The organism is Bradyrhizobium sp. USDA 4541 (assembly GCF_024171085.1).
Lineage (GTDB): Bacteria > Pseudomonadota > Alphaproteobacteria > Rhizobiales > Xanthobacteraceae > Bradyrhizobium > Bradyrhizobium australafricanum.
In genome coordinates, this window is sequence record NZ_JALJZF010000001.1 from 7,525,448 (window position 1) to 7,548,222 (window position 22,775).

The 22,775-nt window shown below is 63.6% G+C and carries 27 protein-coding genes; 10 read left to right on the plus strand and 17 right to left on the minus strand.

Annotated elements, in window-relative coordinates:
• The 6 genes from J2R80_RS36265 to J2R80_RS36290 form a co-directional block, all read right to left on the minus strand.
• On the minus strand, positions 1–759 hold the full coding sequence (locus J2R80_RS36265; RefSeq protein ID WP_141340799.1) for a class I SAM-dependent methyltransferase: 759 nt from the start codon (positions 757–759) through the stop codon (positions 1–3).
• Entirely contained in the window at positions 756–1,598 is an 843-nt protein-coding gene (locus J2R80_RS36270; protein ID WP_246786740.1) for a hypothetical protein, read from the minus strand. Before J2R80_RS36270 ends, J2R80_RS36265 begins: the two co-directional genes overlap by 4 nt.
• The gene (locus J2R80_RS36275; protein WP_253640269.1) at positions 1,582–3,855 is read right to left on the minus strand and encodes a polysaccharide biosynthesis tyrosine autokinase; all 2,274 of its coding nucleotides are present in this window, start codon (positions 3,853–3,855) and stop codon (positions 1,582–1,584) included. Before J2R80_RS36275 ends, J2R80_RS36270 begins: the two co-directional genes overlap by 17 nt.
• Positions 3,856–3,984: 129 nt before the next feature.
• Positions 3,985–4,647, minus strand: a complete 663-nt coding sequence (locus J2R80_RS36280) for a hypothetical protein (protein ID WP_253640270.1) — start codon at positions 4,645–4,647, stop codon at positions 3,985–3,987.
• 58 nt (positions 4,648–4,705) lie between these two features.
• Positions 4,706–6,220: an O-antigen ligase gene (locus J2R80_RS36285; protein WP_253640271.1), complete on the minus strand. Its 1,515-nt coding sequence runs from the start codon at positions 6,218–6,220 to the stop codon at positions 4,706–4,708.
• A gap of 31 nt (positions 6,221–6,251) precedes the next feature.
• Positions 6,252–7,436, minus strand: coding sequence for a polysaccharide biosynthesis/export family protein (locus J2R80_RS36290; protein WP_194295410.1), 1,185 nt, complete (start codon positions 7,434–7,436; stop codon positions 6,252–6,254).
• A 225-nt stretch (positions 7,437–7,661) separates the two neighbouring features.
• Here J2R80_RS36290 and J2R80_RS36295 point away from each other — a divergent pair, with 225 nt between their 5' ends.
• The 5 genes from J2R80_RS36295 (at position 7,662) to J2R80_RS36315 (ending at position 11,139) form a co-directional block, all read left to right on the plus strand.
• Entirely contained in the window at positions 7,662–7,970 is a 309-nt protein-coding gene (locus tag J2R80_RS36295) for a hypothetical protein (RefSeq protein WP_141342560.1), read from the plus strand.
• A 106-nt stretch (positions 7,971–8,076) separates the two neighbouring features.
• A complete protein-coding gene (locus tag J2R80_RS36300) occupies positions 8,077–8,361 on the plus strand; it encodes a hypothetical protein (RefSeq protein WP_141342559.1) in 285 nt (94 codons plus the stop codon).
• 109 nt (positions 8,362–8,470) lie between these two features.
• Positions 8,471–9,754, plus strand: a complete 1,284-nt coding sequence (locus tag J2R80_RS36305; RefSeq protein WP_141342558.1) for a hypothetical protein — start codon at positions 8,471–8,473, stop codon at positions 9,752–9,754.
• 7 nt (positions 9,755–9,761) lie between these two features.
• Positions 9,762–10,538 (plus strand): metallophosphoesterase family protein, encoded by a 777-nt coding sequence (locus J2R80_RS36310; protein WP_082654012.1) that lies wholly within the window; start codon positions 9,762–9,764, stop codon positions 10,536–10,538.
• Between the two features lie 16 nt (positions 10,539–10,554).
• On the plus strand, positions 10,555–11,139 hold the full coding sequence (locus J2R80_RS36315) for a hypothetical protein (RefSeq protein WP_057020211.1): 585 nt from the start codon (positions 10,555–10,557) through the stop codon (positions 11,137–11,139).
• A 29-nt stretch (positions 11,140–11,168) separates the two neighbouring features.
• Here J2R80_RS36315 and J2R80_RS36320 read toward each other — a convergent pair whose 3' ends face one another.
• Positions 11,169–12,587, minus strand: a complete 1,419-nt coding sequence (locus tag J2R80_RS36320; RefSeq protein WP_253640272.1) for an undecaprenyl-phosphate glucose phosphotransferase — start codon at positions 12,585–12,587, stop codon at positions 11,169–11,171.
• 119 nt (positions 12,588–12,706) lie between these two features.
• On the opposite strand from J2R80_RS36320, the gene J2R80_RS36325 reads away from it, so the two are divergent.
• Positions 12,707–13,012: a hypothetical protein gene (locus J2R80_RS36325; RefSeq protein WP_016841787.1), complete on the plus strand. Its 306-nt coding sequence runs from the start codon at positions 12,707–12,709 to the stop codon at positions 13,010–13,012.
• A gap of 13 nt (positions 13,013–13,025) precedes the next feature.
• Here the strand turns inward: J2R80_RS36325 and J2R80_RS36330 are convergent, their stop codons facing one another.
• The gene (locus tag J2R80_RS36330; protein WP_018270679.1) at positions 13,026–13,400 is read right to left on the minus strand and encodes a helix-turn-helix domain-containing protein; all 375 of its coding nucleotides are present in this window, start codon (positions 13,398–13,400) and stop codon (positions 13,026–13,028) included.
• 666 nt (positions 13,401–14,066) lie between these two features.
• Between J2R80_RS36330 and J2R80_RS36335 the strand changes: the two genes are divergently transcribed.
• Complete coding sequence (locus J2R80_RS36335) at positions 14,067–14,249, plus strand: hypothetical protein (RefSeq protein ID WP_141342557.1); 183 nt, start codon at positions 14,067–14,069, stop codon at positions 14,247–14,249.
• 186 nt (positions 14,250–14,435) lie between these two features.
• On the opposite strand, the gene J2R80_RS36340 is transcribed toward J2R80_RS36335, so the two are convergent.
• From J2R80_RS36340 to J2R80_RS36375, 8 genes are all read right to left on the minus strand, one after another.
• Positions 14,436–14,645, minus strand: coding sequence for a hypothetical protein (locus J2R80_RS36340; protein ID WP_016841790.1), 210 nt, complete (start codon positions 14,643–14,645; stop codon positions 14,436–14,438).
• Between the two features lie 766 nt (positions 14,646–15,411).
• A complete protein-coding gene (locus tag J2R80_RS36345) occupies positions 15,412–15,669 on the minus strand; it encodes a hypothetical protein (RefSeq protein WP_246786786.1) in 258 nt (85 codons plus the stop codon).
• 181 nt (positions 15,670–15,850) lie between these two features.
• The gene (locus J2R80_RS36350) at positions 15,851–16,879 is read right to left on the minus strand and encodes an NAD-dependent epimerase (protein WP_141342556.1); all 1,029 of its coding nucleotides are present in this window, start codon (positions 16,877–16,879) and stop codon (positions 15,851–15,853) included.
• 94 nt (positions 16,880–16,973) lie between these two features.
• Positions 16,974–17,390 (minus strand): hypothetical protein, encoded by a 417-nt coding sequence (locus tag J2R80_RS36355; RefSeq protein WP_057020208.1) that lies wholly within the window; start codon positions 17,388–17,390, stop codon positions 16,974–16,976.
• Between the two features lie 55 nt (positions 17,391–17,445).
• Positions 17,446–17,724, minus strand: coding sequence for a hypothetical protein (locus J2R80_RS36360; protein ID WP_057020207.1), 279 nt, complete (start codon positions 17,722–17,724; stop codon positions 17,446–17,448).
• A gap of 169 nt (positions 17,725–17,893) precedes the next feature.
• Positions 17,894–18,091, minus strand: coding sequence for a hypothetical protein (locus tag J2R80_RS36365; protein WP_028331616.1), 198 nt, complete (start codon positions 18,089–18,091; stop codon positions 17,894–17,896).
• 160 nt (positions 18,092–18,251) lie between these two features.
• Positions 18,252–18,410 carry a hypothetical protein gene (locus J2R80_RS36370; protein WP_168856472.1) on the minus strand — a complete coding sequence of 53 codons (159 nt, stop codon included), beginning with the start codon at positions 18,408–18,410 and terminating at the stop codon, positions 18,252–18,254.
• A 415-nt stretch (positions 18,411–18,825) separates the two neighbouring features.
• Entirely contained in the window at positions 18,826–18,978 is a 153-nt protein-coding gene (locus J2R80_RS36375; protein WP_016841798.1) for a hypothetical protein, read from the minus strand.
• Between the two features lie 264 nt (positions 18,979–19,242).
• Here J2R80_RS36375 and J2R80_RS36380 point away from each other — a divergent pair, with 264 nt between their 5' ends.
• Positions 19,243–20,220: a Ku protein gene (locus J2R80_RS36380; protein WP_057020206.1), complete on the plus strand. Its 978-nt coding sequence runs from the start codon at positions 19,243–19,245 to the stop codon at positions 20,218–20,220.
• A 54-nt stretch (positions 20,221–20,274) separates the two neighbouring features.
• Complete coding sequence (locus J2R80_RS36385; RefSeq protein ID WP_141342554.1) at positions 20,275–20,502, plus strand: hypothetical protein; 228 nt, start codon at positions 20,275–20,277, stop codon at positions 20,500–20,502.
• Positions 20,503–20,532: 30 nt separating this feature from the next.
• Here J2R80_RS36385 and J2R80_RS36390 read toward each other — a convergent pair whose 3' ends face one another.
• Complete coding sequence (locus tag J2R80_RS36390; RefSeq protein ID WP_016841801.1) at positions 20,533–20,697, minus strand: Flp family type IVb pilin; 165 nt, start codon at positions 20,695–20,697, stop codon at positions 20,533–20,535.
• 424 nt (positions 20,698–21,121) lie between these two features.
• Between J2R80_RS36390 and J2R80_RS36395 the strand changes: the two genes are divergently transcribed.
• On the plus strand, positions 21,122–22,756 hold the full coding sequence (locus tag J2R80_RS36395) for a thiamine pyrophosphate-requiring protein (protein ID WP_141342553.1): 1,635 nt from the start codon (positions 21,122–21,124) through the stop codon (positions 22,754–22,756).
• Positions 22,757–22,775: the final 19 nt, after the last annotated feature.

Here is a 22,775-nt window from a genome sequence, read left to right on the forward strand (position 1 = left end):
TTACCGGTCCCGCGGCAGCGCCTGCGCCTCGTCACGCCGGCAGAGCGCCCCGCAATGATAGGTCGCAAGCCGGGTCGCGAACGCCGGGCCGACCGACAACAGCGACTTCCGCACAATGCTTTTGGCGAGCCCCTTCACCCGCGACGAATGGAACGCATGAACCGGCAGGCTGTGATCATAGGTGCCGAAGCCGGTGACGCGGAGCCCGGCCGTCTCCAGCACCAGGCGGAACGTGTCGGGCGTGTAGAAATTGATATGGCCGATGTCGAGCGTCGATTGCAACGCCCGGCGATTGGTCCGCGCGTGCAGCTCGCACGGCACCTCGACATAGACAAAGGTCCGCGCGACCCGGGCGAGCTCGTGCAGGAATGCGCGCGGTTCGGGCACGTGCTCCAGGACGTGGCTGGCATAGACGAGGTCGAACGATCCGTCGGCGAACGGGATCGTCACGCCGTCATAGCTGGACCAGCGGAACGGAGCCGAAGCGGCGCCGTCGATCTCCAGATTGGTCGCGGGATCGATCACGTCGATGCCGGTGAAGTCGCGGCCGACGCCGATCGCCGACAGCCGCGCCAGCACGGCGCCGGTGCCGCAGCCGACCTCGAGCACATTGCCTACCTTCGCGGCGGCTGCGCCGAGCAAGCCGGCGATATGATCGGCCTTGTCGACCGCGCAGACGCGGCGCCAGTCGCGCTCCTGCGCCGAATAGACGCCCTCATAATGCGCGTTGTGCTGTCCGATGCAAAATTCCATCGTCATGGCCTAGCGCTCGCCTCCGGCGGCATTCGGGCAGGCTCGTCGAGGCGGTCGTATGATTTGCGCTCCCAATTGCGGCGTTCCGCCGGCGAGCGGCGGTCGAGATCGTATCCAATGTCGGCCATGGTGCGGGTCAGGATGTCGACGTTCCGTTGCGGGACAGCTGCAAGGCCGGCCAGCAGCGTGTCGCGGTGCGCCCAGCCCGGCCCCTTCAGGAGATCGATTGCCTCGGTGTACAGTTCGGTCTTCACCAGACGCGCGAACTCGGCAACCACGTCGGACGAAAGGTCAGGCGGCAGCGCGTCGAACATTGCGAGCGCCATCGCGCTGCGCTTGACCACGATCCAGCCCTCATTGGGTCCGAGCCGGTACGACATCCGCAGCAGGTCGAAATTGGCGTCGCTCAAGCCCTGCCGTATATTGCGAAGCCAGAACAGCACGAGCCAGAGATAGGGATCGGCCGGCGCGCAGCCCAGCGATTTGCGGACAGCTTCGTCAAGCTCGCCCATCCGGGCGTCGACCTGCTCGCCGGATGCGAGCGCGTTCTCGGCGAGCCGCAGCCGGATCACCGCCGCGCTGCGATCGATGGCCGGCATGCAATACTTCTCCGCCACGGCGCGCGACAGCAGCAGACCGAGGTCATCGAGCTCGGCGTCGCTGACCGGTACGTTGCGAAGGATCAGGTCCTTTGCGCCGTCGAGTCGGGTCTGGTCGACAAAGTCCGGCAAGGTGGTCGTGCCCCAGGCGACGGACGAGCACGCGACCGCGGCCAGCAAGCCGCGCGCAAGCCAGGCGGCTGCGCGCCCGGGCAACCCGCCGTGCGTCTCACTCGGTGTAGCCATATCGCCCATAGTGCGAGTTGTAATAGTAGTTCTTGCCGCCATAGCCGCTATAGCGGCTCATCGCGGCGATATCGGCCTTGTTGAGCACGACGCCGAGCAGGTTCTCGTTGACCGCTCGCGCACTGCGCAGCGCACGCTCGACCACCTGCACCTGCGTCTTGCCCCATTCCACGATGAAGACGAAGGAATCGACGAAGTGGGCGGTGATGCGGACATCGACCACCGGCGTGAGCGGCGGGAAATCGACGATCACGTAATCATAGTGGCTGCGGGCCCCGTCGATGAAATCCCTCATCTGGTCGGAGGCCAGCACGTCGTGCGAATGCGCGATGCGCGATCGCGTGGCGCCAGGCAGGAAGGCGAGGCCGGTCTCGGGATCGCGCCATAGCGTGTCCTGCAAGGTCGCATTGTTCGACAGCACGTCGAGGATGCCGCGCTCGGCAGTCGCGGCGACCTTGCGGCTGAGCGAGGGATTGCGCAGGTCGCAATCGATCAGGAGCACGCGGGCCCCGCTCTGGGCAACCAGTTGCGCAAACACGAAGGCCAACGTCGACTTGCCCTCGTTGGGCAGCGCCGAGGTCAGCCCGAGGATCTTCGACGGCTTGGTGACGTTGAGGTCGGCATTGACCTTGATCGAGCGGATCGCTTCCGAGAACCGCGAGAATGGCGAATCGATCGCCGCCCATAGCACCGGCTCGTCGCCGCGCCGGATCGTGCGCGGACCGATCGGCAGACTGGGACGACTGGCGACCGGCGCCTTGATCTGGCCCGGCGAGACGCGGGGAACGATGGCGACGCAGTCGGCCTCGAGGATCGTCTCGACCATTTCAGCGGTGCGGAACACCCGGTCATAGAGGTCGCGCAACACGCCGAGCCCGAGCCCGGCGATCAGGCCGCCGAGCGCCGAGAGCGCGAGCACGACCAAGGTCTGCGGATGGCTCTTGCTGAGCGGACGCGACGCGCGGGTGATCACCCGCGCCTCGCTGACCGGGAACGACTGTTGCTGCACGTTTTCCATGTAGCGCTGCAGGAAATTGTCGTAGAGCGAGCGATAGGTCTGCGCCGAGCTCTCGAGCTCGCGCAGCGTGACTTGCGCCTGGTTGGTCGACTGCGACTGCGACACCGAGTCGTTCACGGCGCGCTCGATCTCGTTCTGGCGCTGCAGGGCGATCGCATAGTCGCTCTTGTAGCTCTCGGCGAGCCGCTTCAGTTCATCGATGATCGACGACTGGATCTCGCGCATCTGGTTGCGCAGGTTGACGGCGGCCAAATGATTGTAGCCGTAGCGCGACGACCAGTCGGCCTCGCGGTTGGCCAGCTCGAGATATTGCGAGCGCAGCTTGGTGATGACCTGGTTGTTCAGGGTATCGGCCACCGTCGCATCGGGGACGCCCCCCTTCACCACCGCCTCGATGCGGTCGAGCTTGGCCTTGGCGTCGGTGACCTGCGACTTCACCTGGAGCAGCTGGGTGTTGAGTTCGCCGAGCTGCTGCTCGTTGAGCAGCTTGCCGCTGGAGGTGACGATGTTGTTGGTCTTCTTGTAGTCGAGCACCGCGCGCTCGGCGTTGGATGCCTGCGTGCGCAGCTCCTGGATGCGGTCCTGCAGCCAGACACTGGCGCGGCGCGTCGCCTGATATTTGGAATCGAGCTGATCGACGATATAGGCGTCGGCGACGGCGTTCGCGATCTGCGCCGCGCGCTCGGGATCGAGCGAGCGGAAGCTGACCTCGATCACATAGGTCATGCCGCGGCGGCGGACGTCGAGCTGCTTCTGGAACGTGCGGACCGCGCGCCGGGTCCGGTCGAATTCGGTGGGCGGCGCCCCGCCGGCGAGCAGGCCGGACACGAAATCGAGCACGGCTCCTACCGCGCCGGCCCTGGAGCCGACGAATTCCGGATCCTCGTTGAGCTTGAGGTCGCGGATCACCGCGAGCGCCACATTCTCCGACTTCAGGATTTCGACCTGGCTCTCGACCGCGGCGGAATCGACGGGGGCCTCGCTCACCGGCGATTGCTGCTGGAAGGCCTGGAATTTGCGCGTGTCGATGATCATCGTGGCAAGCGCCGTATAGCTCGGCGCCGCCGTCGCCAGATAGCAGATGCCGCCGAACAGGCAGAGCGCGGCGGTCCCGAGGATGACCCAATATTGCCGGAGCAGATAGGTGACGAAGGCGTCAAAGGTTTCCGCCAGCGACGGCAATTCAGCCGGACGATTTCTCAGATCGACAGACGGCGAAATCTGGTTGCGCTGAAGCATCTCGTCCTATCGCCGCGCCGGCAGGATGGATCCTGCCCTCGCGCCCTCCAATGATCCTGGGAAGCGTCCCGCCGCCGACACCGAAGCGCGTTGCTGCAGAAAGTTCTCCATTGGCGATCGGACGTCCGCTCAGGGGGTAACTGTTGAAATGAGTGTGGTGCCGGTGCCCGTGGCGGTACCGGTCGTCGTGCTGCCCGAACTGCTGACCGACGAGGTGAAGCTGAAGATGCCGGTGTTCACGCTGTTGCCGTCGATGGCCTCGAGCGTTCCGCCGCCGGCGCCGCTGGCGCCCAGCGCGCTGGTCTGGCCGCCGGATGCACCGGCGCTGCCCGCGCCGCCGGCGCCGGTCGCCGCGGTGCCGCTGTCACCCGACGCAGCGGCAAACGCCATCACGGTGTCGAGATCCTTGGTGTCGGCAATCGCCTGCTGGATGCGCGTCGCGTAGGGCTGGTTGCTGCGCACCACGATGCGCGCGGCCTGGGCGAGACCGGCGGCGATCGCCGTCTTCTGGTCCTTGCTTGCCTTGGCGAGCAGCGCGATCAGCGGATCGAGCGATGTCGGATCGTTGAGGGCGAAATCGCGCGCCCGCGAGGTCAATTCCACGCCCGCATTCGGATACTGGGTCAGCAACTGCTCGGGATTGGCCTTGAAATTGGTGACCGCCTGGGACGGCTGTATCAGCCCGCCAGGTGTCTCCGCCAGCGCCGCGCCACCGGGTGTCGCGAGCACCAGCATCACCAACATCGCAAGGCGCGGGGCGGAAAAGCCGCCGGATCGCTCAAATGTGAACACAGCCGTCTCCCTAACGAATACTAACAGTTCGTTAGCATAGTCAGAGTTATCGCGCCAATTAAATAGCCGCGCCGGCCGCGGCCGGGCCGTGGCGCGCGAAATCAGCGTTAACCGGCAGCCCGACCGTAACACTGGCGTCACGGTCGGAGCCGCCACCGCCGGCGCCCCGGCCGGAGCGGAAGGATTGCGACAGGCCTGCCCCGAGCAAGGCCGCGATAACAACGGCATAGCCGGTGATCTGGAGCGAGAAATCGATCATCGAATGGAGTACGCCGGCGACCGACGCGCAGAGCGCCGCGAGCGGCACGATCACGTCGCGGCGACGGGTCCGCACGCCATGCGCGAGCACGACGAACGCCGCGAGCAGCGCGATCATGGCGGCGCCGGCCATTAACATTCCGCCGTCGGACGCCAGTTCGAGCCAGCTGTTGTGTGCCCGGTTCCAAGTCCCGCGCAGCGAGATGTCGTCGGTGCGATAGGCCGGATAAACCCATTCGAAGGTCCCGAAACCATCGCCGAGCCACGGGTGATCCCAGATCATCCGCAACGTTGCGCGATAGGTCGAGAACCGTCCCTCATCGGACAGGCCCATCGTGCTGAAGCGCGCGCCGACACCGCCGCCGAGAAGCTGCAGCAGTGCCAGCGCGACCAGGCTGCCGACCCCGAGCGCCACGATCATGCCGTAGCGGCGCGGCACCCGGTTGCGAAAAAAGATCGCGACAGCCGCGACCGCGGCGAGCAGCGAGACCCCGACGCCGCCGCGCGAGCCGGTCAGAAACATCGCCAGCAGGCAAGCGAGCCAGCCGAACGCATGGCCGGCGAGCCGGCGCCGCGCCGGCATATCGAGGCGCGCGAGCAGCCGTGACAGGCCGGCACGGCGCGGCGGCCAATGCCGCTCGATCAGCTCGCAGCCGAACAACAGCCAGATCAGCGCGCAGCAACCGTAATAGATGCCGGCAGTGTTGCGATTGACGAAGGGAGATGTCAGCCACGCCAGGTGCGCCTGCTTCTCGTGCAGCAGGTAGATCCGGGTGGGATCGATCACGAAAGTGATGATGCCGCAGATCGCATAGACCAGCCCCGCTGCGGCCACCGCCCGCAACAACCCGCGCGCCAGTCCGCGGTTGGCACCGAGCACGACGCCGATGGCGAAGCTGAGCAGGCAAACGATTCCGACGCCGATCGAATAGAACGGCTGACCGCGCGCGATCGACACGGCCGGCGGCAGCTCGGCAGGCAGCAATCTGCCGGCCTGCGCCCACAACGCGTTCGGCGCCGCACCCGACCAGGGCCGGACGACCGACTGCTCGTGCAGCACCAGCATGGCAAGCGCCGTCAACAACGCCGTGACGGCGAGGATCATGAGCTGACTGCCGCGCAGGCGCATCGGCAACACCCCGAACAGTGCAATCCCGAGCAGGATGGACCAGATCGCGGGCGCAACCGTACCGACCGAGCCGAGCGGCAGCGGCGCCAAAGCGACGACGGCGCAGAACAGCCACGATGACCAGCGCACCGGCCACGGCAACGCCGTCGCCTCGCTTGAGCCGGAAGCTAATCGCAAACGTGTCATGAAGCCGGCCGTGCCGGCTCACGCCCCAATATCAGGGCGCAAGCTTGATCGAATTACGAAGTAGGGTTGCGTTGTAGGCGGCCACGATCGGATCGTTCGCCGTTGCGGTCACGAGGCGGATCTGCTGCATCACCTTGGCGTCCTCGACGGATGCCGCGTTCGACGCATAGAGCACGTCCTTGTTGCGCAACTGGAAACGCGTGGCCAGGAAATAGCCGGCCGGATCGCGGAAATTGATGTTGTAGACGACCGGGATGATCGGCCCTGAATATTTGCTGACGTCGACGCCAAGCTTGGCGGCCACCTCCGGCAGTTCGCCGCGATAGACGAACACCGAGGCCGGATCGGCCGAGGAGTCGTTCAGGCCGCCCGCCTTGGCAACGGCTTCGGCGAGCGAGATGCGCCAGGCCTCGAAATTGAACTGGCCCTGCGCGCCCGACGCGCCGAAGGCGACGAAGGTTTGCGGCTCGCGGTAGACATAAATGGTGTCGCCGGGATGGGCGTAGATATTGCTCTTGGGCTCGTAGACCAGCTGGCCGAACGGCACCGTAGTACGTTTGCCGTCGCGCTCGAGCATGACCCATGTGTCAAAACCCTGCCCTTTCGGGCCGCCGGCGCGCGTGATCGCGTCAAGCACGTGCTCACCCGCGGCATTGGCGGGGAAGCGGTTCGGCGAATTGACCTCGCCGAGCACGGAGATCAGCGAGGTGCGCTGCTCGATCAGGGCGACCACGGCCTGCGGCTCGATCGCGCGATTCTTCAACGCATCGACGATCGAGCGCTGCACTTCGGTCGGTGTGCGGTTCTTGGCGCGGATCGCGCCGGCATAGGGCACCGAGATATTGCCGTCGGTATCGACGTTCTGGTTCGGCAGCGTGATGTAGTTGCCGGGACGCACGCCGGCCTCGACCGGAATGAACAGGCCGCCGGCGGCGGCCTCGAAGATCGTGACGCTGACGACGTCGCCGATGCCGAAGCGGATGTCCTTCGGCGGCGGGCCCTGGATGCCACCGGCGAGTTGCGGCGCGAACGACGCCAGCACGTTCTCGATCTGCGGTGTGATCTTGACCATCGCATAGGGCAGGCTTTCAGGATCGCGCTGCCCGGCCACGACATCGGAGCTCGTCGGACCGTTGGTCGGCATGTAATGGCAACCGCTGACCCAACAGGCGGCCGCAAGCAATAACATCACCCGAATGAAAATCGCACGCGACATCTAAATACTCCGGCCGTGCCGTAACACGCCGACTATCACAATCACAAGTTTCCGCGATATATTGCGATGCAATTGATAAATAATGTTAGCGAGGTGAGGCAATTCGGCGACACCGGCGCACCGCCGTGAGACAAAGCCCCGCGCGCCGTCACTCCGGCTTTGCTTTCGTCCGATCTCCCCGTTATCTGTGAATGAGATGGTTTGAGTTAACCGATTGAGGGTTCGATGGCCCGCAGGAAGCTACCCGCGATCGCGTTGGGAATGGTCGCCTTGCCGCTGCTAGGCGCCCTCGGCGGCTCCGGGGTTTTCGCCGCAGAACTAAGCGTTTCCCCGGCCCCGCGCGCCGTGCAACGGGTCAGCGGCAATTGTCAGCGGCTGCAATATTGTCGTGGCGACGTCTGCCAGTGGAAACGGGTTTGCTGGCACGGCTGTCCCGATCGCTACTCCTGCGCGCCGCTTTACGGCGCCTATGGACCGTATGGCGGCCGCGATTATTGGGCGGCCTATAGTTACGGCGATCTGCGCCCGTTCTGAATGTTAATTGACTAACAAAACCACAGGCCATTCGAGCGTAGGCCGGCACCGCGCCGGCGGCTCTGCGACGTGCGGGTTAACCCCAGCTTAGGCCCGGCCCGATACCATGCGGGCGCAGGGTTTGGTTATGTTATTTGTTTTCCTTGGCAATTTGATCGGCGGCGCCGTTCTCGGGCTGCGCCAGCACTATCTGGTGCTGGCACCGGTGGCGCTCGTGGAACTCGCGCTGCTGGCCGCCATCGGAGTCGCGCGCCTGTCGTGGTCGGAAACCGCGCTGCTCATGATCGCTGCGCTCGTAGCGCTGCAAATCGGATATCTGGCAGGCGCCTTCGCGCCGCTGTTCTGGTCCCGCACCTCGACGCCACGTCTCGCCCTGCGCCGTTCGCAATAGCAGGGCATGACACTGCCCGCTTTGGCGTGCCCGATTTCCGTTGACCTCGCGGCAAGCCCGGGGCATCCCGCTGAATTGCGTCTCATCCTCTGCAGGACCTCCCCCTCTCGTGTGGAACGTCACGGCCTTCATCTGCATCTTGATCGGGGCGTCGATTCCGCTCGGTCTCATCGACGCATCGCTCGCGACGGGTCTCGTCGGCGCGGCGACGTCGCTCGGGCTGCTCGCAAGCCTCGTGGCGATCCGTCCAGGTGAGCTGTCGTTCCTGAAGTCGGTGGTCGGTCCCGCTGTTGCGGCGGCGCTTCTGCCGGTGCTCTGGATCGTCCTGCAGATGCTTCCCCTGGCGGTCCTGGCGCATCCGGTGTGGAAGTTCGCCGGCGAAACGCTGGGGGCACAGCTCAGCGGCAGCATCACGATCGACGCCGGCGCAAGCCTCGGCGCGCTGCTGATCTGGCTGTCACTCATGTCAGCCATGATCACCGCCGCCGCTGTCGCGATCGACGCCCGCCGCGCCGATATGGTGGCCCGCACCGTTGCAGCAACCGCGGCCGTCGCGGCCCTGATCCTGCTGCTATCAAGCGATCCGGTCAAAGTCTGGTCTGGCGCTGCACGCGATGAGACGGCAAACGGATTCCTGGTCGTCGTTCTCGTTGGCGTTCCGCTCGGCCTTGCGCGCGCGCTCGACGTCGGCGGACACGCCGATGGCCGCACCGCCGCCCAATTGACACGGCTGCGCTGGCTGCTCGCTGCCGGCGCGCTGCTCTGCGCCGCCAGCGCCTGCTGGGTTGGGCGGCGCGGCGCCGCGATCGCGATCGCCGCGGGCATCGCCCTCGTCCTGATGACCTTCGCCGCGCGGAAACTTCATCTGCACCGCAGGAGCAGCGCTGCTGCGGCGACAGCGATCGCGCTGATCGCCCTGGCGACGGCGATCGGCAACCGTCATCCCGACGTGCCGCTTGCGGTCGCCTTTGTTCATGCACCGTCCGAGTTCGTGCAATCGACCCACAATCTGCTCGCCGACCTGCCCGCGCTCGGCAGCGGCGCCGGCGCCACGGCAACGCTGGCGTCGACCTATATGGACTGGCAGGGCGCCACCACGCGCCCCGTGATTGCGACCAGCGCGGCGGCCTTGATCGCGCAATTCGGTTCCGCCATGTTCTGGACTCTAGTTGCGGCTATCATCGTCGGCATCGCAGCGTTCACGGCCGGTGCGCGCAATCGCGGCCGCGACTGGTCCTACCCTGCATCGGCGGCAACCGTCCTGCTGACGCTGCTGCTTGCTGGCTTCACCTTGCCGGAATTGCCGGCGCTGCCCGGAGTGATCGTGTTGGGAGCCGTGATCGGAACAGGACTGGCACAGCGGATCAGCCGTTCACGGTCGCAGGCGGGCTAGACGCCAGATGCGCAGCTTCCTCCAGCGTCTTGTCGGCCAGACCGGCGATCTCGAACATGAGGGCGACGAGACCTGCATCTACGCCGTCGGCGATATCCACGGTCATGCCGACCTGCTGCACGAGATCTGCGCCCGCATCGATGCCGACATCCGTCGGTTCCGGCCGGCGCGACCGATCCAGGTGTTCCTCGGCGACTATATCGATCGCGGACCGGATTCGCGCGATGTCATCGCCATGCTCGAACAACGCCGCCGCACCCGCAGCATGGTCTGCCTGCTCGGCAATCACGAGGCCTGCCTGCTGGAATTTCTCGTCAATCCCGACATGCTCGCGCAATGGCGGCAGTTTGGCGGCTTGCAAACGCTGATGTCCTACGGCCTGACGCCCTCGCCCAATCCCGACGCTTCCGAACGCAGGGCGCTCGCCCGGCAATTGATCCGCCAGATGCCGCCGGCCCATCTCGCCTTCCTGCGCTCGCTGCCGCTCTGTTATGTGCACAAACGCTATTTCTTCGTCCATGCCGGCGTCAGGCCCGGCGTCGCGCTCAACCAGCAGCGCAAGGAGGATCTGCTCTGGATCCGCGACGACTTCCTGATCTCGGAAGATGACTTCGGCAAGGTCGTGGTCCACGGCCATACGCCGGTGCATGAGGCCGAGCTGCTGCGCAACCGCATCAATGTCGACACCGGTGCCTATGCGACCGGCCGCCTGACCTGCGTCAAGCTCGAGGGAGCCCGGCGAACCCTGCTGATGACCGGCAACCGGGCCGCGCGCCATGGCTAATGCGATGGCTAACACGATGGCTGACGCGATCGGCCGGAATGCGAGGCGTCTCTCGCCGGCCTTCGTGCCGGCCGCCGCTGCGATCGGCGCGGCGACGCTGGCCTTGTCGGCCTGGTGGCTTGCCGCCGATGCATTGCGCGCCAAACCGGCGATCGCCGCAGAGGTCGGCATGGTCCGAGGCGAGCTGTGGCTGCGCGACGGCTGGAGCCAATTGCAGACGTCACCGGAGGCGGCCGAAGCCGCGTTCACGCGGGCGCTTCGCCTCTCGCCGATGGACGCCGGCGCCTGGTTCGGCCTCGCCTCGGCAACCGGACGATTCGACTGGCTGAACCCGACCGCGTCGAAGGCGCTCAAGATGTCCTACTATACCGGCTTCAACCGCAGCGATCTGATCGCGCCGCGCCTGATCCTCCTGGCGCAAGTCGACACCACGCGCGATGTCGAATTGGTCGACCTGCTGCAGCGGCAGATCCGCCTGATCCTCACGCGGGCGCCGGAACTGAAGGGCGCGATCGGGCAGGCCTATCGCGTGGCTGGCGACGCCAACCGGCGCATCATCGAGGCGGAGTTCAAGGACGCCAACCAGAGCATTCCGCAGTAACGCGCGCCTGGCGCCCAGATGCCCAGCCGTCAGATACCCTTGTGACGCAACACCGCGCCGACCGTGCGCAGCAGGATGCGCAGGTCGAGCACGAAGCTCCAGCTCTTGATGTAGATGAGGTCATGCGCCACCCGCAGCTGCATGTCCTCGATCGCCGGCGTCGCGCCGCGCAGCCCTTGCACCTGCGCGAGACCGGTGATGCCGGGCTTGACGTGCTGGCGCTCTGCATAGCTCGCGATCAGCTTCGAATATTTGTCGTCATGCGCCAGCGCGTGCGGCCGCGGCCCGACCAGCGACATGTCGCCGCGCAGTACGTTCACCAGCTGCGGCAATTCGTCGATGCTGCGGCGGCGCAGGGTCGCGCCGATCCCGGTCAGCCGCGGATCGTTCGGGCGGGCCTGCGTGATGATATCGCCATCCTCGAGCACGTGCATCGAGCGGAATTTGAGAATGGTGAATTGCTTGCCGTCGAAGCCGTTGCGGCGCTGCCGGAACAGGACCGGCCCCCTGGAGTCGAGCTTGATCGCAATCGCCGTTCCGATCAGCAGCGGCGCGAACAGCACCAGGAGGCCGCTGGACGCCACGATGTCGAACAGTCGCTTGCCGGCGCGCTCGAGCGAAGTAAGCGGCGAGCGCTGCATTTCCAGCGTCGGGATCGGGCCGGTCGCCACCATTCGCAGTGCCAGGAACCGCTCCGCGGTCCGGTCCGGCAGCAGCCGCACCGGCAGCGGCGATGCCCGCAGCTGATCGCACACGAACTGGATGCGCGGCTCCTGCTGCCAGGGCATGGCCAGGATGATCTCGTCGGCGCCGCACTCGCGGGCTGCAAGAATGGCCGACGCGACGGCGGTCCGGTCGCCGGCGTCGTCGGACGATCCGGAGAGCTGGACCCGTCGCACCTCGCTGAGGCCGAAATCGCGCAGCAGGCTCGCTTGCCGCACCCGGGACAATTCGTCCGCCATCCCGACCACGACCGCGCGCCGCGTGGCCAGCATGCCGCGGTCGATCGCGCGTTGCAGCGGCGCCTGCAGCAGCATCCGTCCGCCGACCAGCCCGAGGCCGCCGATCAGGCCAAATGACAGCACCGACCCGCGCGAGACGCCGGAACCCACCTTCAAAAGGAAGATGATCAGGGTCATCAGCAGAACGACCAGCAGCCATCCGCCGAGCAGGCTGCTCCAGCGCCGGTCGAGACCGGCCAGCACCTGCGCATCGTAAAGGCCCTGCGACTTCGCCACGAACATGTGAAGGATGGCGGCGAGGACCCCGATCCCTAGAAAACCCTCGAAGCTGTTGCTATAAACCGTGTGGTAGTAAAAGAGGTGATAGGCCGCGCCGCCGACGATGCTGGACAGCACGACGATTATCATCTCGAACGCGACGGCAAACGCCTCGAGGGAGGCGAAAGCGAACGAGAAGGCGCCGAAGTTAACCGGTACCTTCGCCAATCGAGCGTCCGAAAGGTCGGTCATCGGGAATTAACATTCGTGTTAACAATTCATATGTGTATTATCAGGCGGGTCGTGAGCTCGCAAGAGCTGCTGCGGATATCGGATAGAGAGCGCGCATGAGTTCATCGGCTGGCGAAACCGAGGCCGCGCTGGTGGCCCTCCTCCACCTCATCCGCCTGATGGGCGCCGAGCTCGTCGCGGGCCAGCACCGCGACGACGTCGAGGTGCTGGTCAAGGCGATCGAGACAAAGCTGCGCGCGGCCCGCTTCCCGGCCGACATGCCGAATCAGGACATCGTCAGGGGCCTGGACCTTGCGCAGGCCAGACTGCGTCCGATCTTCGAAGAGCTGCGCGCAAGGTCGGAGAAGGCACATCTGAGCGACCAGCTGCTGCTGGCTCCCAGGCCTTCACGCATCCACTAACGGATAGCTTACGTCAGCTTTGGGCTTCACCACGGCGGGGCAAGCCGCTCCCGCCGCCGGACCTGAGCGCAAGCTTTTCCTCGATCTTCATTTTCTCGAGCAGCAAGTCGGTCACGATCCGGCGCAGCCGTTCATTTTCCAGCCGTAATTCATCAATACGGTTATGGACAGGGGGGATCCCATCTCTATCATCGGTGCGAGCGGCGAATTCGGTAACAGTACCATTCGCCTGGTGGCCGCGTGCGGCCTCCTGCTTGCGCCAGCGATGAAACGTCATCACGCTAACGCCCAGCACCTTGCACGCTTGGGCCTGGGACTGCCCCCGCGCCATGAGTTCCTCGGCCTGTTTGACCTTGGAACTGATCTCCTCAGTAGAATGACGCCTCATTGGTCATCTCATTGCCCCCTAGATTAGCAATCATCGCATGGCCTATAAGCTATGTAAATGCAACAGGAAATTCAAATTGAGGGTTTCCCGGGGGCCTTTCGGAAGCCTCGAACTTGCCGGTCGGCAGCAACACATAGTGCGAAGAAACGCCGAAGCTGCAAGGTATTGAGCGGAATATACGGGGAATATTCCTCCGCTGAAAGGGCCCGATAAAAAAAGTTATACGACTTTCTGTGTATGAGAGTTTGATCGGGATAACTGGCGCACTGTTTGCATTCTCAAACGGGAAGCAAATGAGAATATTCAATCGGTCTCTCGACAGATTGTGAGTGCGCCATGCCTCGCCGCGATAATCGCCCCACCGGTCAAGCGCAACTTTCACAAATTTCTAACAAATTAATCCCGCGAGTTTCGCGTCCGGCCGCTTGCGGGCGTACACGCCCAGCAGTAGTTACTAGGATGTTAGGTGTCACGAGGGTTTCAACATATTTGAGGATTATTTTCACGAAACCTAACGCTCATATCTCGATCCACGAATTATCAATTAAGCGCTTTCCCACCCGAGGCCATCAGGCGGAACCACGTCCGCCCGATAATCCGCGAACCATTCTGTGCTGACGCTTGCAGAGCCAGCCTCTGATCAACATTTTTGCGAGGATCGACACCATGGCGCGTCTCAAGGTCTTCGAGGGGAACCAACCCGCGTCAAGCGAGGCGGCCGACATCCTGGAACGCCTCGTCGCGGAGAATTGCGAGCTCCGGCATACCGCGGTCGAACTGGTCTTGCAGAATTGGATCCTGCGCGAGCGTCTGTCCGATGTACGCAAGTCCGTGCCGCTGGAGCACTGACCGCCCCCACCCTCACGACCGCGATTATCCGCAGCAACGTCCGCCAGCTCGCCTAAACGAGCATCGGGCCAGCGCATCATTCAATTTAGAATTGAAATGTCCGCAACTGCAGGCGCGCGAGCATGCTCGCCGGATTGGCGAGGATGTGGCCGCATATTCTGCCGATGAGAAAGAGGCTGACGGACTTCAGCTGTGAACCCGGCGCAGCGCGACGCGCGGGGTGTTCTGCTCTCGAGACATGCCGAACGAACGCGACGAGCCCGGGCGTTCCTGGATTTCACGTAACTCAGCGATATCAAGCATCAGCGCAACGACTTCGTTGCGCAGCGATTGATTGGTCGCGAGCAACGCCTCTTCGATCGGCTGATGCAAATGTTGAACTTTGTGCTGCTTCATGGCGCGCCCTCGCTCTGCGGTTAAGGGTATGAGCGATGTGATTGAAGTTTCGATGACAGGGTTATTCCGCGCACATGGAAGGCGGTTAATGGGGCAGGTTTGCGACCAACATGCCTCCGAGTTAAATTTTCTCAATCAGGTTCCACAACCTGATCGCGAAGCGCCCGATCGGCGGCCTTTGATGTGTCGTACAGATGAGTTGGCAGCGGCAGCTATGAGGCGCGCGGCTGGACAACGCGGCTCAATGTGGGTCGGAAGCTCTACCAAGCGCATGATATTGCTTGGTGATCATTGATGGCTGCCAAGTCGTTCAACCGAACGTGCATTGTCCGGCTATCACAATGTCGCCGTGTTACAGCGATCGCGCTTCAAGGGACGCGCTCAGGTGCACACAAGATATTCCACCAAAGCTGCTCCGTAGACGCAAAATCTGCTGCTGCCACGTCCATCAAGGATCGCAGAGTGTTTCGACCGGTTGCGAATATTGAAGCGGCTGACGGTGTCCTGAAGCGCTCGAGCAATCCAGCGAAATGAATTCAACGCTGAACATCGGACCAAACGCGATTTCGCCTCCGCCGGACCCAACCGCGCTAACGCTATTCTAATTAAAATGAGCGGGACCGAAGCGTCCGGCTTGAACAGTGGGAGTGAACGCGTTTCGCGCGCCTGTCGCTGCATTCGCACGCTTGCACAGTCCCCACGAACAGCAGCGACAGCGAAGATTCGCCATAAGCATCGCTAATTCGCCCCGCGTCGCGATCGCGCGCTATTTCGATTTAGGAGGCGTATCGTCGTCCATCTTGCCACCATTGGCGACGCACTTGTTGAAATAGTCCCGCTGGGCTTTGGCGCCTCCCCGCGCGCTCCCGGAAGCGGGATTGCCGGGCTGTAGCGGCGGAAATGCCTTCGCGACCAAGGCATCGCAGGCGCGCGCCACCTGCACGTCGATCGCATGCGCGGGAACCATTGCGCTGGAGATCATGATCACGGCTGAGACGATCGCAAAACCCCAGATAACTCGCATTGCCACACTCCGTTCCAAACTGAATCAGTTTTTTCTCTCGAGCCCGGACTCGCAATGAGCGCCTAAAGCATGATCCGGAGAAGTGCGAAGCGGTCTTCCGTCGCAACAAAACGCGGATCGCGTTTGCGCGAAGATCAAGCTCTGACCGCGAGCTGGAACACGACGACGCTTCTCGCGGCGCCTAGGTCCGATCGACGTCGTGATAGGCCCGATACCAGGCGACAAACCTGGCAATGCCATCCTCGATCCGCGTCTGCGGGCGGAAGCCGATTTCACGCTCCAGGTCGGAGACGTCGGCCGACGTCTCCAGTACATCTCCCGGTTGCATCGGCATCAACTGCTTTTCGGCCTGCCGCCCCAAGCCCTGCTCGAGCAGCGCCACCACATGCATCAGTTCTTCCGGCCTGCTGTTGCCGATATTGTAGACCCGCCACGGCGCCCGGCTCGAGCCCGGATCGGGATGCGCTCCCGACCAGTTGACATCGCCTTCCGGCGCGCGGCCGATCAACCGCACCATCGCCTCGACCACGTCGTCGACATAGGTGAAGTCGCGCCGCATGTTGCCATTGTTGAACAGCTGGATCGGCTTGCCCTTGGTGATCGCGTCGGCGAACGCATAGAGCGCCATGTCCGGCCGATACCACGTCCCATACACGGTGAAAAACCGCAGCCCGGTTGCCGGTACGCGATACAGATGGCTATAGGAATGGGCGATCAGCTCGTTGGCCTTCTTGGTCGCGGCGTACAGGCTGACCGGATGGTCGACATTGTCGTGGACCGAAAACGGCAACTTGGTGTTGGCGCCATAGACCGACGATGAGGACGCAAACAACAGGTGCTTGCACGCGGTGTGTCGGCAGCCCTCGAGGACGTTGAGGAAGCCCTCCAGATTGGAATCCGCATAGGCGTGCGGGTTCTGCAGGGAATAGCGCACGCCGGCCTGCGCGGCGAGATGCACCACGACCTCGAAGCGATAACGCTCGAATAGCGCCTTCATGCCGGCTCGGTCGGCGAGGTCGAGCTCCACGAAGGTGAAGCCACGGTGCTGCTTGAGCAGATCGAGGCGCGCGCGCTTGAGCGCGGGGTCGTAATAGTCGTTCAGATTGTCGAGGCCGATGACCGGCTGCCCTGCCCGCAGCAGATGCTCCGCCAGATGGAAGCCGATGAAGCCGGCGCAGCCCGTGACGAGTAGATTGCCTGCGATCACCACGTCTTGCCCGTGCCTTTCGCCTTGCGCCGGACCATTCGAATAAGCCGTTACACGCGGCAGCCGCAGCTGTCTTCGCGTTGCGCGCCGCCAGGCGTCAGTTGCTGGCGGCCGGAGGCTTGTAGTCCGGAAAGCGGCTCAGGACCGCGGCCTTCATGAACTTGAAGTGCGCAATCTCGGTCGCCAATTCCTTCAGCCGGCGCTGGCCGTTGGAGATCTCGGCGTCAAACAGGTCTTGATGATAGTTGTCAAGCGCCTCGCGTTCCAGATATTCGTCGGTGCCGTTGCCGAGAGTCACCGCGGCACGGGCCAGAACATCATCGACGCGGCGGCCAAGACCGGATTGCTCGCTTTCGGCCGCCTGCAACGCGGCCTCGATCGCGGCCATGATCGATCCGATCCGGGCGCGATCGGTCTCGGCATCGCGCTCGGCCGAGCGTGCCTTGAAACCTTCCTCGCCGCGCCGCGATTTGATCAGGTCCTGCGCGCGAGACCGCAAAAACAGCTGAAACATCTGTCAGTATCCGGTTCGGGCCCATTGAGGCAGCACAGGTCAAAATCGCCCGGTCTTAGTTAAAAAAGGGTGAATTGCCCTCGTGCCCGGCCCTCAGGTCGGCTTTCCACTTGATCCAGGCCTTGTCGTGCTTGTCATAGAGCTCGAGCCACCGTCCCTCACCGGCTGACGGCACCAGGCCCGTCCCGTTATCGTGCCCGTCCGCCAGTCCCGGCAGCGAGGAGTCCAGGTCCTCGAACTCCGACGTCTCCTCAAGCGTCAGCCCGACCAGCACACGCTTGCCACTGACATCGACGACATACCGCCTTGGCGAATGCCCCCTGAGATCACTCATGACGTGAAAGTTCCCTTGCGATCCGCGGGGCTGGCGACGAGATCAGGGGCACGCTGGCATGCAACCAACCCGCCTGCCGCGACGGACGCCGACATGATGACCGATTGCATGTTGCCAGCCAACCCCAACTCACCGCACACCGTCGCGCTACCTCGATCGAACTACTCCGCTAGAACGCGCGACGCATGTGGCCGAACGCACTGACCGGCTGTTCCCGCCTCGACGATTTCGCGGCTGATGGCGCCACATACGGTGCATAGATCCGATATTGCGCGCGGCGCTTGTGCGACCGCCACGAGCGCGCGGCGAAACCGGAGAAGAAGCCTGCGACGAACACCGCCGCGAGAATCAGAGCAGGAGAAACCATCACAACCGTCCACGTTCGCCCCGATGTTATTAACATTCGAAGTTGTGACGACATCATGATTGGACGCGCCGAAAGATTGTTCAGCCGCTGGAATTTTTGTGCAATCGAACGACGCATCAATGATCAGCGTCGACAATAATTGTTCTCGCGAGAGAACGTCTCAGGAGAACCACCAGAGCATGAATTTCAGGAACATCGAGCTGAGAAGATAAATCCACCCCGCCATCGCCAGCACCGTCAGTCCGACGAAGACACCTGAAACGCTTTTCTCCTTGAAGCGCGCCAGCAACGAGTTTTTTTCTTCTTGCGAGTAGAACATCTCAGGCTCAAGGCGTAGCTGATTCAAATCAGCTAGCAGTCAATTTCGATGATCTCGTGACGCGTCGCAGCAGCCATTCGCATCGCGCATCACAGATCACCGCTGCAAAACGCCGCCAGGCCGCACGCCATCGCGCAGTGGAAATTCCGTTCGACACGATCAGGAATTTTACGTCGGCGATCGCGGCGGCCCGCGCGCCGGAATTTCCCTTCGGATCCTCGCCCGATCGACGTCACATACGTCGATCAAGACGGTCGTGCAGCTTGACCAGGCGATGTGGCCGGCATGCAGGATAGCCGCGCGCCGGAGGCCGGCGCGACCGAACGGATTCTTCCCGGGAGCAATCTGCCCGCTTCGCCCTGCCTCTCAGTTTAACAATCAAGTCCTCGCACGCGGTCAACCAATGATAATCGCCTCACACGCGGAAAAAGGCGAACCAGACAATGCCGAGGATCAGGACGGCCAGCCCTGTCGAGGCCGTGAGCAGCGCGAGAACCGAAGGTCCAGGCTCGGCCTGCCGTGCCTCGGTCGGGGTTTCGACGATTTGACCGTGTCGTTCCGTTGCCATGGCAACCTCTTTGCTTAAGTGCCTGTAATTCCGGCGTTTGCCGCGCCCCTTCGACAGCCAACGCGTGATCGGGAGCGATGTTCCGAGAGCGTTGACGGCTGGGCCGACGGCAGTCCCGCCCGCCGCGTCAAACGGGCGCAGCGCGAGGACACGGTTAACGCCGTTGCGAGATTCACCGGGCCGTGTTGTTTCAAACTGGGGTTCCCGGTGTTATCCTTGACCGTTCCGTCGGTTGCGTAATCGGAGTTTCCCTGGAGTTTCCCCATGGCCCCTCGCGCCAATTGGAAGGGCTTTTTGCGCCTTTCGCTCGTGACTTGCCCGGTTGCCCTGTACCCGGCGACATCGGATACCGAAAAGGTCTCCTTCAACCAGATCAACCGCAAGACCGGCCACCGGATCAAATACGCCAAGGTCGACGCGGAGACCGGCGAGGAAGTCTCCACCGAAGACATCATGAAGGGCTACAAGGTCGACACCGACACCTATATCGAGGTCACCAAGGAAGAGCTCGACGACATCGCGCTGGATTCGACCCGCACCATCGAGATCGACGAATTCGTGCCGCGCAGCGAGATCGACAGCCGCTATCTGATCCGCCCCTACTACCTCGTTCCCGACGGCAAGGTCGGCCACGACGCCTTTGCGGTGATCCGCGAGACCATCCGCAGCCTGAACAAGGTCGCGATCGGCCGCGTGGTGTTGACCAATCGCGAGCACATCATCGCGCTCGAGCCGCTCGACAACGGGCTGATGGGCACACTGTTGCGCTACCCGTATGAAGTGCGCAGCGAGAAGGAGTATTTCGACGACATCCAGGATGTGAAGATCACCAAGGACATGCTCGATCTCGCCAGGCACATCGTCGAGCAGAAGTCCGCCGACTTCGATCCGGAGGAGTTCGAGGACCGCTACGAGCAGGCGCTGATCGACCTGATCAACCAGAAGCGCAACGGCATCAAGGTCGCCAAGCCCGCGGCGAAGACCAGCGGCAACGTCATCAACCTGATGGACGCGCTGAAGAAGAGCCTTGCCAACGAGAAGCAGGCCGCGCCCGCCAAGGCCGAGGCAAAGGCAGCAAAGGGCAAGAAGCCGAAGAAGCGCATCGAGGGCCAGCGCGAAATGCTGCTGCCGATCTCGGGCAGCGGCAAGCGCGAGCCCAAGGAGGCCGCCAAACCCGAGCCGAAGAAGGCCGAGAAGACAACGCGCGCCCAGGGCACCGCGGCGCGCAAGAAGGCAGGCTAGCGCAGCGACCGCAAGATGAGCCCGGTCCACAGCGCCTGAGATGTTCCGGTCGAGATGCCCTGGTCGACGCCGTTTGACGAACCGATCGCGCTGCATCGCGGCGGCACACTGGTGACGCTGCAGCACGCCGCCGACTACATCATGAAGCTATCGGGAGACACCCAGCAGGAAACGCGCTGGCAGATCGCGGTCGAGCATCTGATCAATGCGGCGGAACAAGGCGCCGGCTGGTTGATGTTCGCGCGCATCGCGATGCTGCGCGCGTTGAACGGGGACGACTGAATCCGGAAAATGCCGAGCTGCCGGCTGGGCTTACTTGAATGCCGAGCTGACGGCATTGAATTGGCCGCTCACGCTGGTGCCGATGCCCCTGACGCCGGCGACGATCACGATGCTGATGCCTCCGGCGATGATGGCGTATTCAATGGCCGTCGCCCCGACCTCATCACGCAGAAACCTTGCCATCAACGCGCGCATGAAAAGCTCCTGTCCGACGCTCGCGGCTTTTTCTCCCGCGCCGTAGTAATATGCCGGCCAAACTAGGCCACATTGGTTGACGGCCCATTGAGGGAAAGGATGAACGGTCGCTTAAAAGTTGCAGCGAATTTCCGTGCTAGTTCTGCCTGCATCGGGTTGCCGCCGGGCGAGGCACTTGGCCGCGGCCGGAGCGCTTTCCAGCGAAGTGGACACCGGCTCGCGCAAAGAAAACGCGTCAAAACAAGTATCTAGAGCTCCGTTCTGATCCTGTCTGACCGGAAACAGCTCCAGTCGTAAACGCATATCAGAACTACCTGATCCGGCCCCGGCCGCGCTTTACCGGTGCCGCGGAATCCTGTTCCTTTATCGGACAGGCGACAACGAGGCCGGAACGAACCGGCCGCATGCAAAGGGAGTGACCGTCATGAAGCTCGGCACCGCGATCGCGGAAATCATGAAGCGCGAGGGGATCGAGATCCTCACGGGCTACCCGGTCAACCACCTGATCGAATACGCCGCCAATGCCGACATCCGCCCGGTGATGGTGCGCCAGGAGCGCATCGGCGTGCACATGGCAGACGCGATCTCCCGCGTCACCTCGGGCGAGAAGATCGGCGCCTTCTGCATGCAGCACGGCCCCGGCGCGGAGAACGCGATGGGCGGCGTCGCGCAGTGCTACGGCGAATCCGTGCCCGTCCTGGTGCTGCCGATGGGCTATGCGCGTCGGCTGGCGAATATCGACCCGAACTTCAATTCCAGCCAGGCGATGAAGGCGTTTTCAAAATCGTCGGAGCCGATCAACATCGCAGCCGAGGTCTGCAACATCTTTCGGCGGGCGTTTACAAAATTGAAGAACGGCCGCGGCGGGCCGGTCATCGTCGAAATCCCCGCCGACATGTGGAACGAGGAGGTGCCGGAGCCTTTGAACTACACGCCGGTGCTGCGCACCCGCTACGGCGCCGACCCCGTCCATGTGAAGGAAGCAGCCGCCCTGCTCGTTGGCGCCAAGCGTCCGGTGATCTATGCCGGCCAGGGCGTGCACTATGCAAAGGCCTGGCCGCAGCTGAAGCGCCTCGCCGAACGGCTCGCGATCCCGGTCACCACCAGCCTCGGCGGCAAGTCGTCCTTCCCCGAGACGCACCCGCTCTCGCTCGGCTCCGGCGGCCTCGCGGTGCCGCGCGCGGTGCCGAAATTTCTTTCCGAAGCCGACGTGATCTTCGGCGTCGGCTGCTCCTTCACCGAGACGTCATTCGGCATCGCGATGCCGAAGGGCAAGACCATCATCCATTCGACGCTCGATCCGAACCACATCAACAAGGATGTCGAGGCCAAGGTCGGCCTCGTCGGCGACGCCGGCCTGGTGCTCGACGCGCTGCTGGAGGAGATCGGCAAGACCGTGACCTCGGACCGCAACGCAAGCGCGGTCGCCGAGGAGATCGCCGCCTCCCACAAGGAGTGGCTCGCCAAGTGGATGCCGAAGCTGACGCACAACGACGCGCCGCTCAATCCCTACCGCGTGCTGTGGGACCTGCAGCACACCGTCGACATCCACAACACCGTCATCACCCACGACGCCGGCAGCCCGCGCGACCAGCTTTCGCCGTTCTGGAAGTCCGTCGAGCCGCTGTCCTATATCGGCTGGGGCAAGACCACGCAGCTCGGCTACGGCCTTGGTCTCGCGATGGGCGCCAAGCTCGCCAAGCCGGACAAGCTCTGCATCAATGTCTGGGGCGACGCCGCGATCGGCTTTACGGGGATGGACTTCGAGACCGCGGTGCGCGAGCGGATTCCGATCATGTCGATCCTGCTCAACAATTTCTCGATGGCGATCGAATTGAAGGTGATGCCGATCTCGACCGAGAAATACCGCTCGACCGACATCTCCGGCGATTACGCCGCGATGGCCCGCGCCTTCGGCGGCTATGGCGAACGGGTGACCAAGCCCGAGGACATCATCCCCGCGATAAAGCGCGGCATCCAGAAGACCAAGGAGGGCGTGCCGGTGCTGCTGGAATTCATCACCAGCAAGGAGACCGAGGTGTCGCGGCCGGGGACGTGACGGCACCTCACACGCCGCT

What these genes read in the sequence shown, in the direction of transcription:
- J2R80_RS36265 (WP_141340799.1), bottom strand. Translation starts at nt 759, where the DNA reads ATGACGATGGAATTTTGCATCGGACAGCACAACGCGCATTATGAGGGC.
- J2R80_RS36270 (WP_246786740.1), bottom strand. Translation starts at nt 1,598, where the DNA reads ATGGCTACACCGAGTGAGACGCACGGCGGGTTGCCCGGGCGCGCAGCC.
- J2R80_RS36275 (WP_253640269.1), bottom strand. Translation starts at nt 3,855, where the DNA reads ATGCTTCAGCGCAACCAGATTTCGCCGTCTGTCGATCTGAGAAATCGT.
- J2R80_RS36285 (WP_253640271.1), bottom strand. Translation starts at nt 6,220, where the DNA reads ATGACACGTTTGCGATTAGCTTCCGGCTCAAGCGAGGCGACGGCGTTG.
- J2R80_RS36290 (WP_194295410.1), bottom strand. Translation starts at nt 7,436, where the DNA reads ATGTCGCGTGCGATTTTCATTCGGGTGATGTTATTGCTTGCGGCCGCC.
- J2R80_RS36295 (WP_141342560.1), top strand. Translation starts at nt 7,662, where the DNA reads ATGGCCCGCAGGAAGCTACCCGCGATCGCGTTGGGAATGGTCGCCTTG.
- J2R80_RS36300 (WP_141342559.1), top strand. Translation starts at nt 8,077, where the DNA reads ATGCGGGCGCAGGGTTTGGTTATGTTATTTGTTTTCCTTGGCAATTTG.
- J2R80_RS36310 (WP_082654012.1), top strand. Translation starts at nt 9,762, where the DNA reads ATGCGCAGCTTCCTCCAGCGTCTTGTCGGCCAGACCGGCGATCTCGAA.
- J2R80_RS36315 (WP_057020211.1), top strand. Translation starts at nt 10,555, where the DNA reads ATGGCTGACGCGATCGGCCGGAATGCGAGGCGTCTCTCGCCGGCCTTC.
- J2R80_RS36325 (WP_016841787.1), top strand. Translation starts at nt 12,707, where the DNA reads ATGAGTTCATCGGCTGGCGAAACCGAGGCCGCGCTGGTGGCCCTCCTC.
- J2R80_RS36330 (WP_018270679.1), bottom strand. Translation starts at nt 13,400, where the DNA reads ATGAGGCGTCATTCTACTGAGGAGATCAGTTCCAAGGTCAAACAGGCC.
- J2R80_RS36335 (WP_141342557.1), top strand. Translation starts at nt 14,067, where the DNA reads ATGGCGCGTCTCAAGGTCTTCGAGGGGAACCAACCCGCGTCAAGCGAG.
- J2R80_RS36340 (WP_016841790.1), bottom strand. Translation starts at nt 14,645, where the DNA reads ATGAAGCAGCACAAAGTTCAACATTTGCATCAGCCGATCGAAGAGGCG.
- J2R80_RS36345 (WP_246786786.1), bottom strand. Translation starts at nt 15,669, where the DNA reads ATGCGAGTTATCTGGGGTTTTGCGATCGTCTCAGCCGTGATCATGATC.
- J2R80_RS36355 (WP_057020208.1), bottom strand. Translation starts at nt 17,390, where the DNA reads ATGTTTCAGCTGTTTTTGCGGTCTCGCGCGCAGGACCTGATCAAATCG.
- J2R80_RS36360 (WP_057020207.1), bottom strand. Translation starts at nt 17,724, where the DNA reads ATGAGTGATCTCAGGGGGCATTCGCCAAGGCGGTATGTCGTCGATGTC.
- J2R80_RS36365 (WP_028331616.1), bottom strand. Translation starts at nt 18,091, where the DNA reads ATGGTTTCTCCTGCTCTGATTCTCGCGGCGGTGTTCGTCGCAGGCTTC.
- J2R80_RS36370 (WP_168856472.1), bottom strand. Translation starts at nt 18,410, where the DNA reads ATGTTCTACTCGCAAGAAGAAAAAAACTCGTTGCTGGCGCGCTTCAAG.
- J2R80_RS36375 (WP_016841798.1), bottom strand. Translation starts at nt 18,978, where the DNA reads ATGGCAACGGAACGACACGGTCAAATCGTCGAAACCCCGACCGAGGCA.
- J2R80_RS36380 (WP_057020206.1), top strand. Translation starts at nt 19,243, where the DNA reads ATGGCCCCTCGCGCCAATTGGAAGGGCTTTTTGCGCCTTTCGCTCGTG.
- J2R80_RS36385 (WP_141342554.1), top strand. Translation starts at nt 20,275, where the DNA reads ATGCCCTGGTCGACGCCGTTTGACGAACCGATCGCGCTGCATCGCGGC.
- J2R80_RS36390 (WP_016841801.1), bottom strand. Translation starts at nt 20,697, where the DNA reads ATGCGCGCGTTGATGGCAAGGTTTCTGCGTGATGAGGTCGGGGCGACG.
- J2R80_RS36395 (WP_141342553.1), top strand. Translation starts at nt 21,122, where the DNA reads ATGAAGCTCGGCACCGCGATCGCGGAAATCATGAAGCGCGAGGGGATC.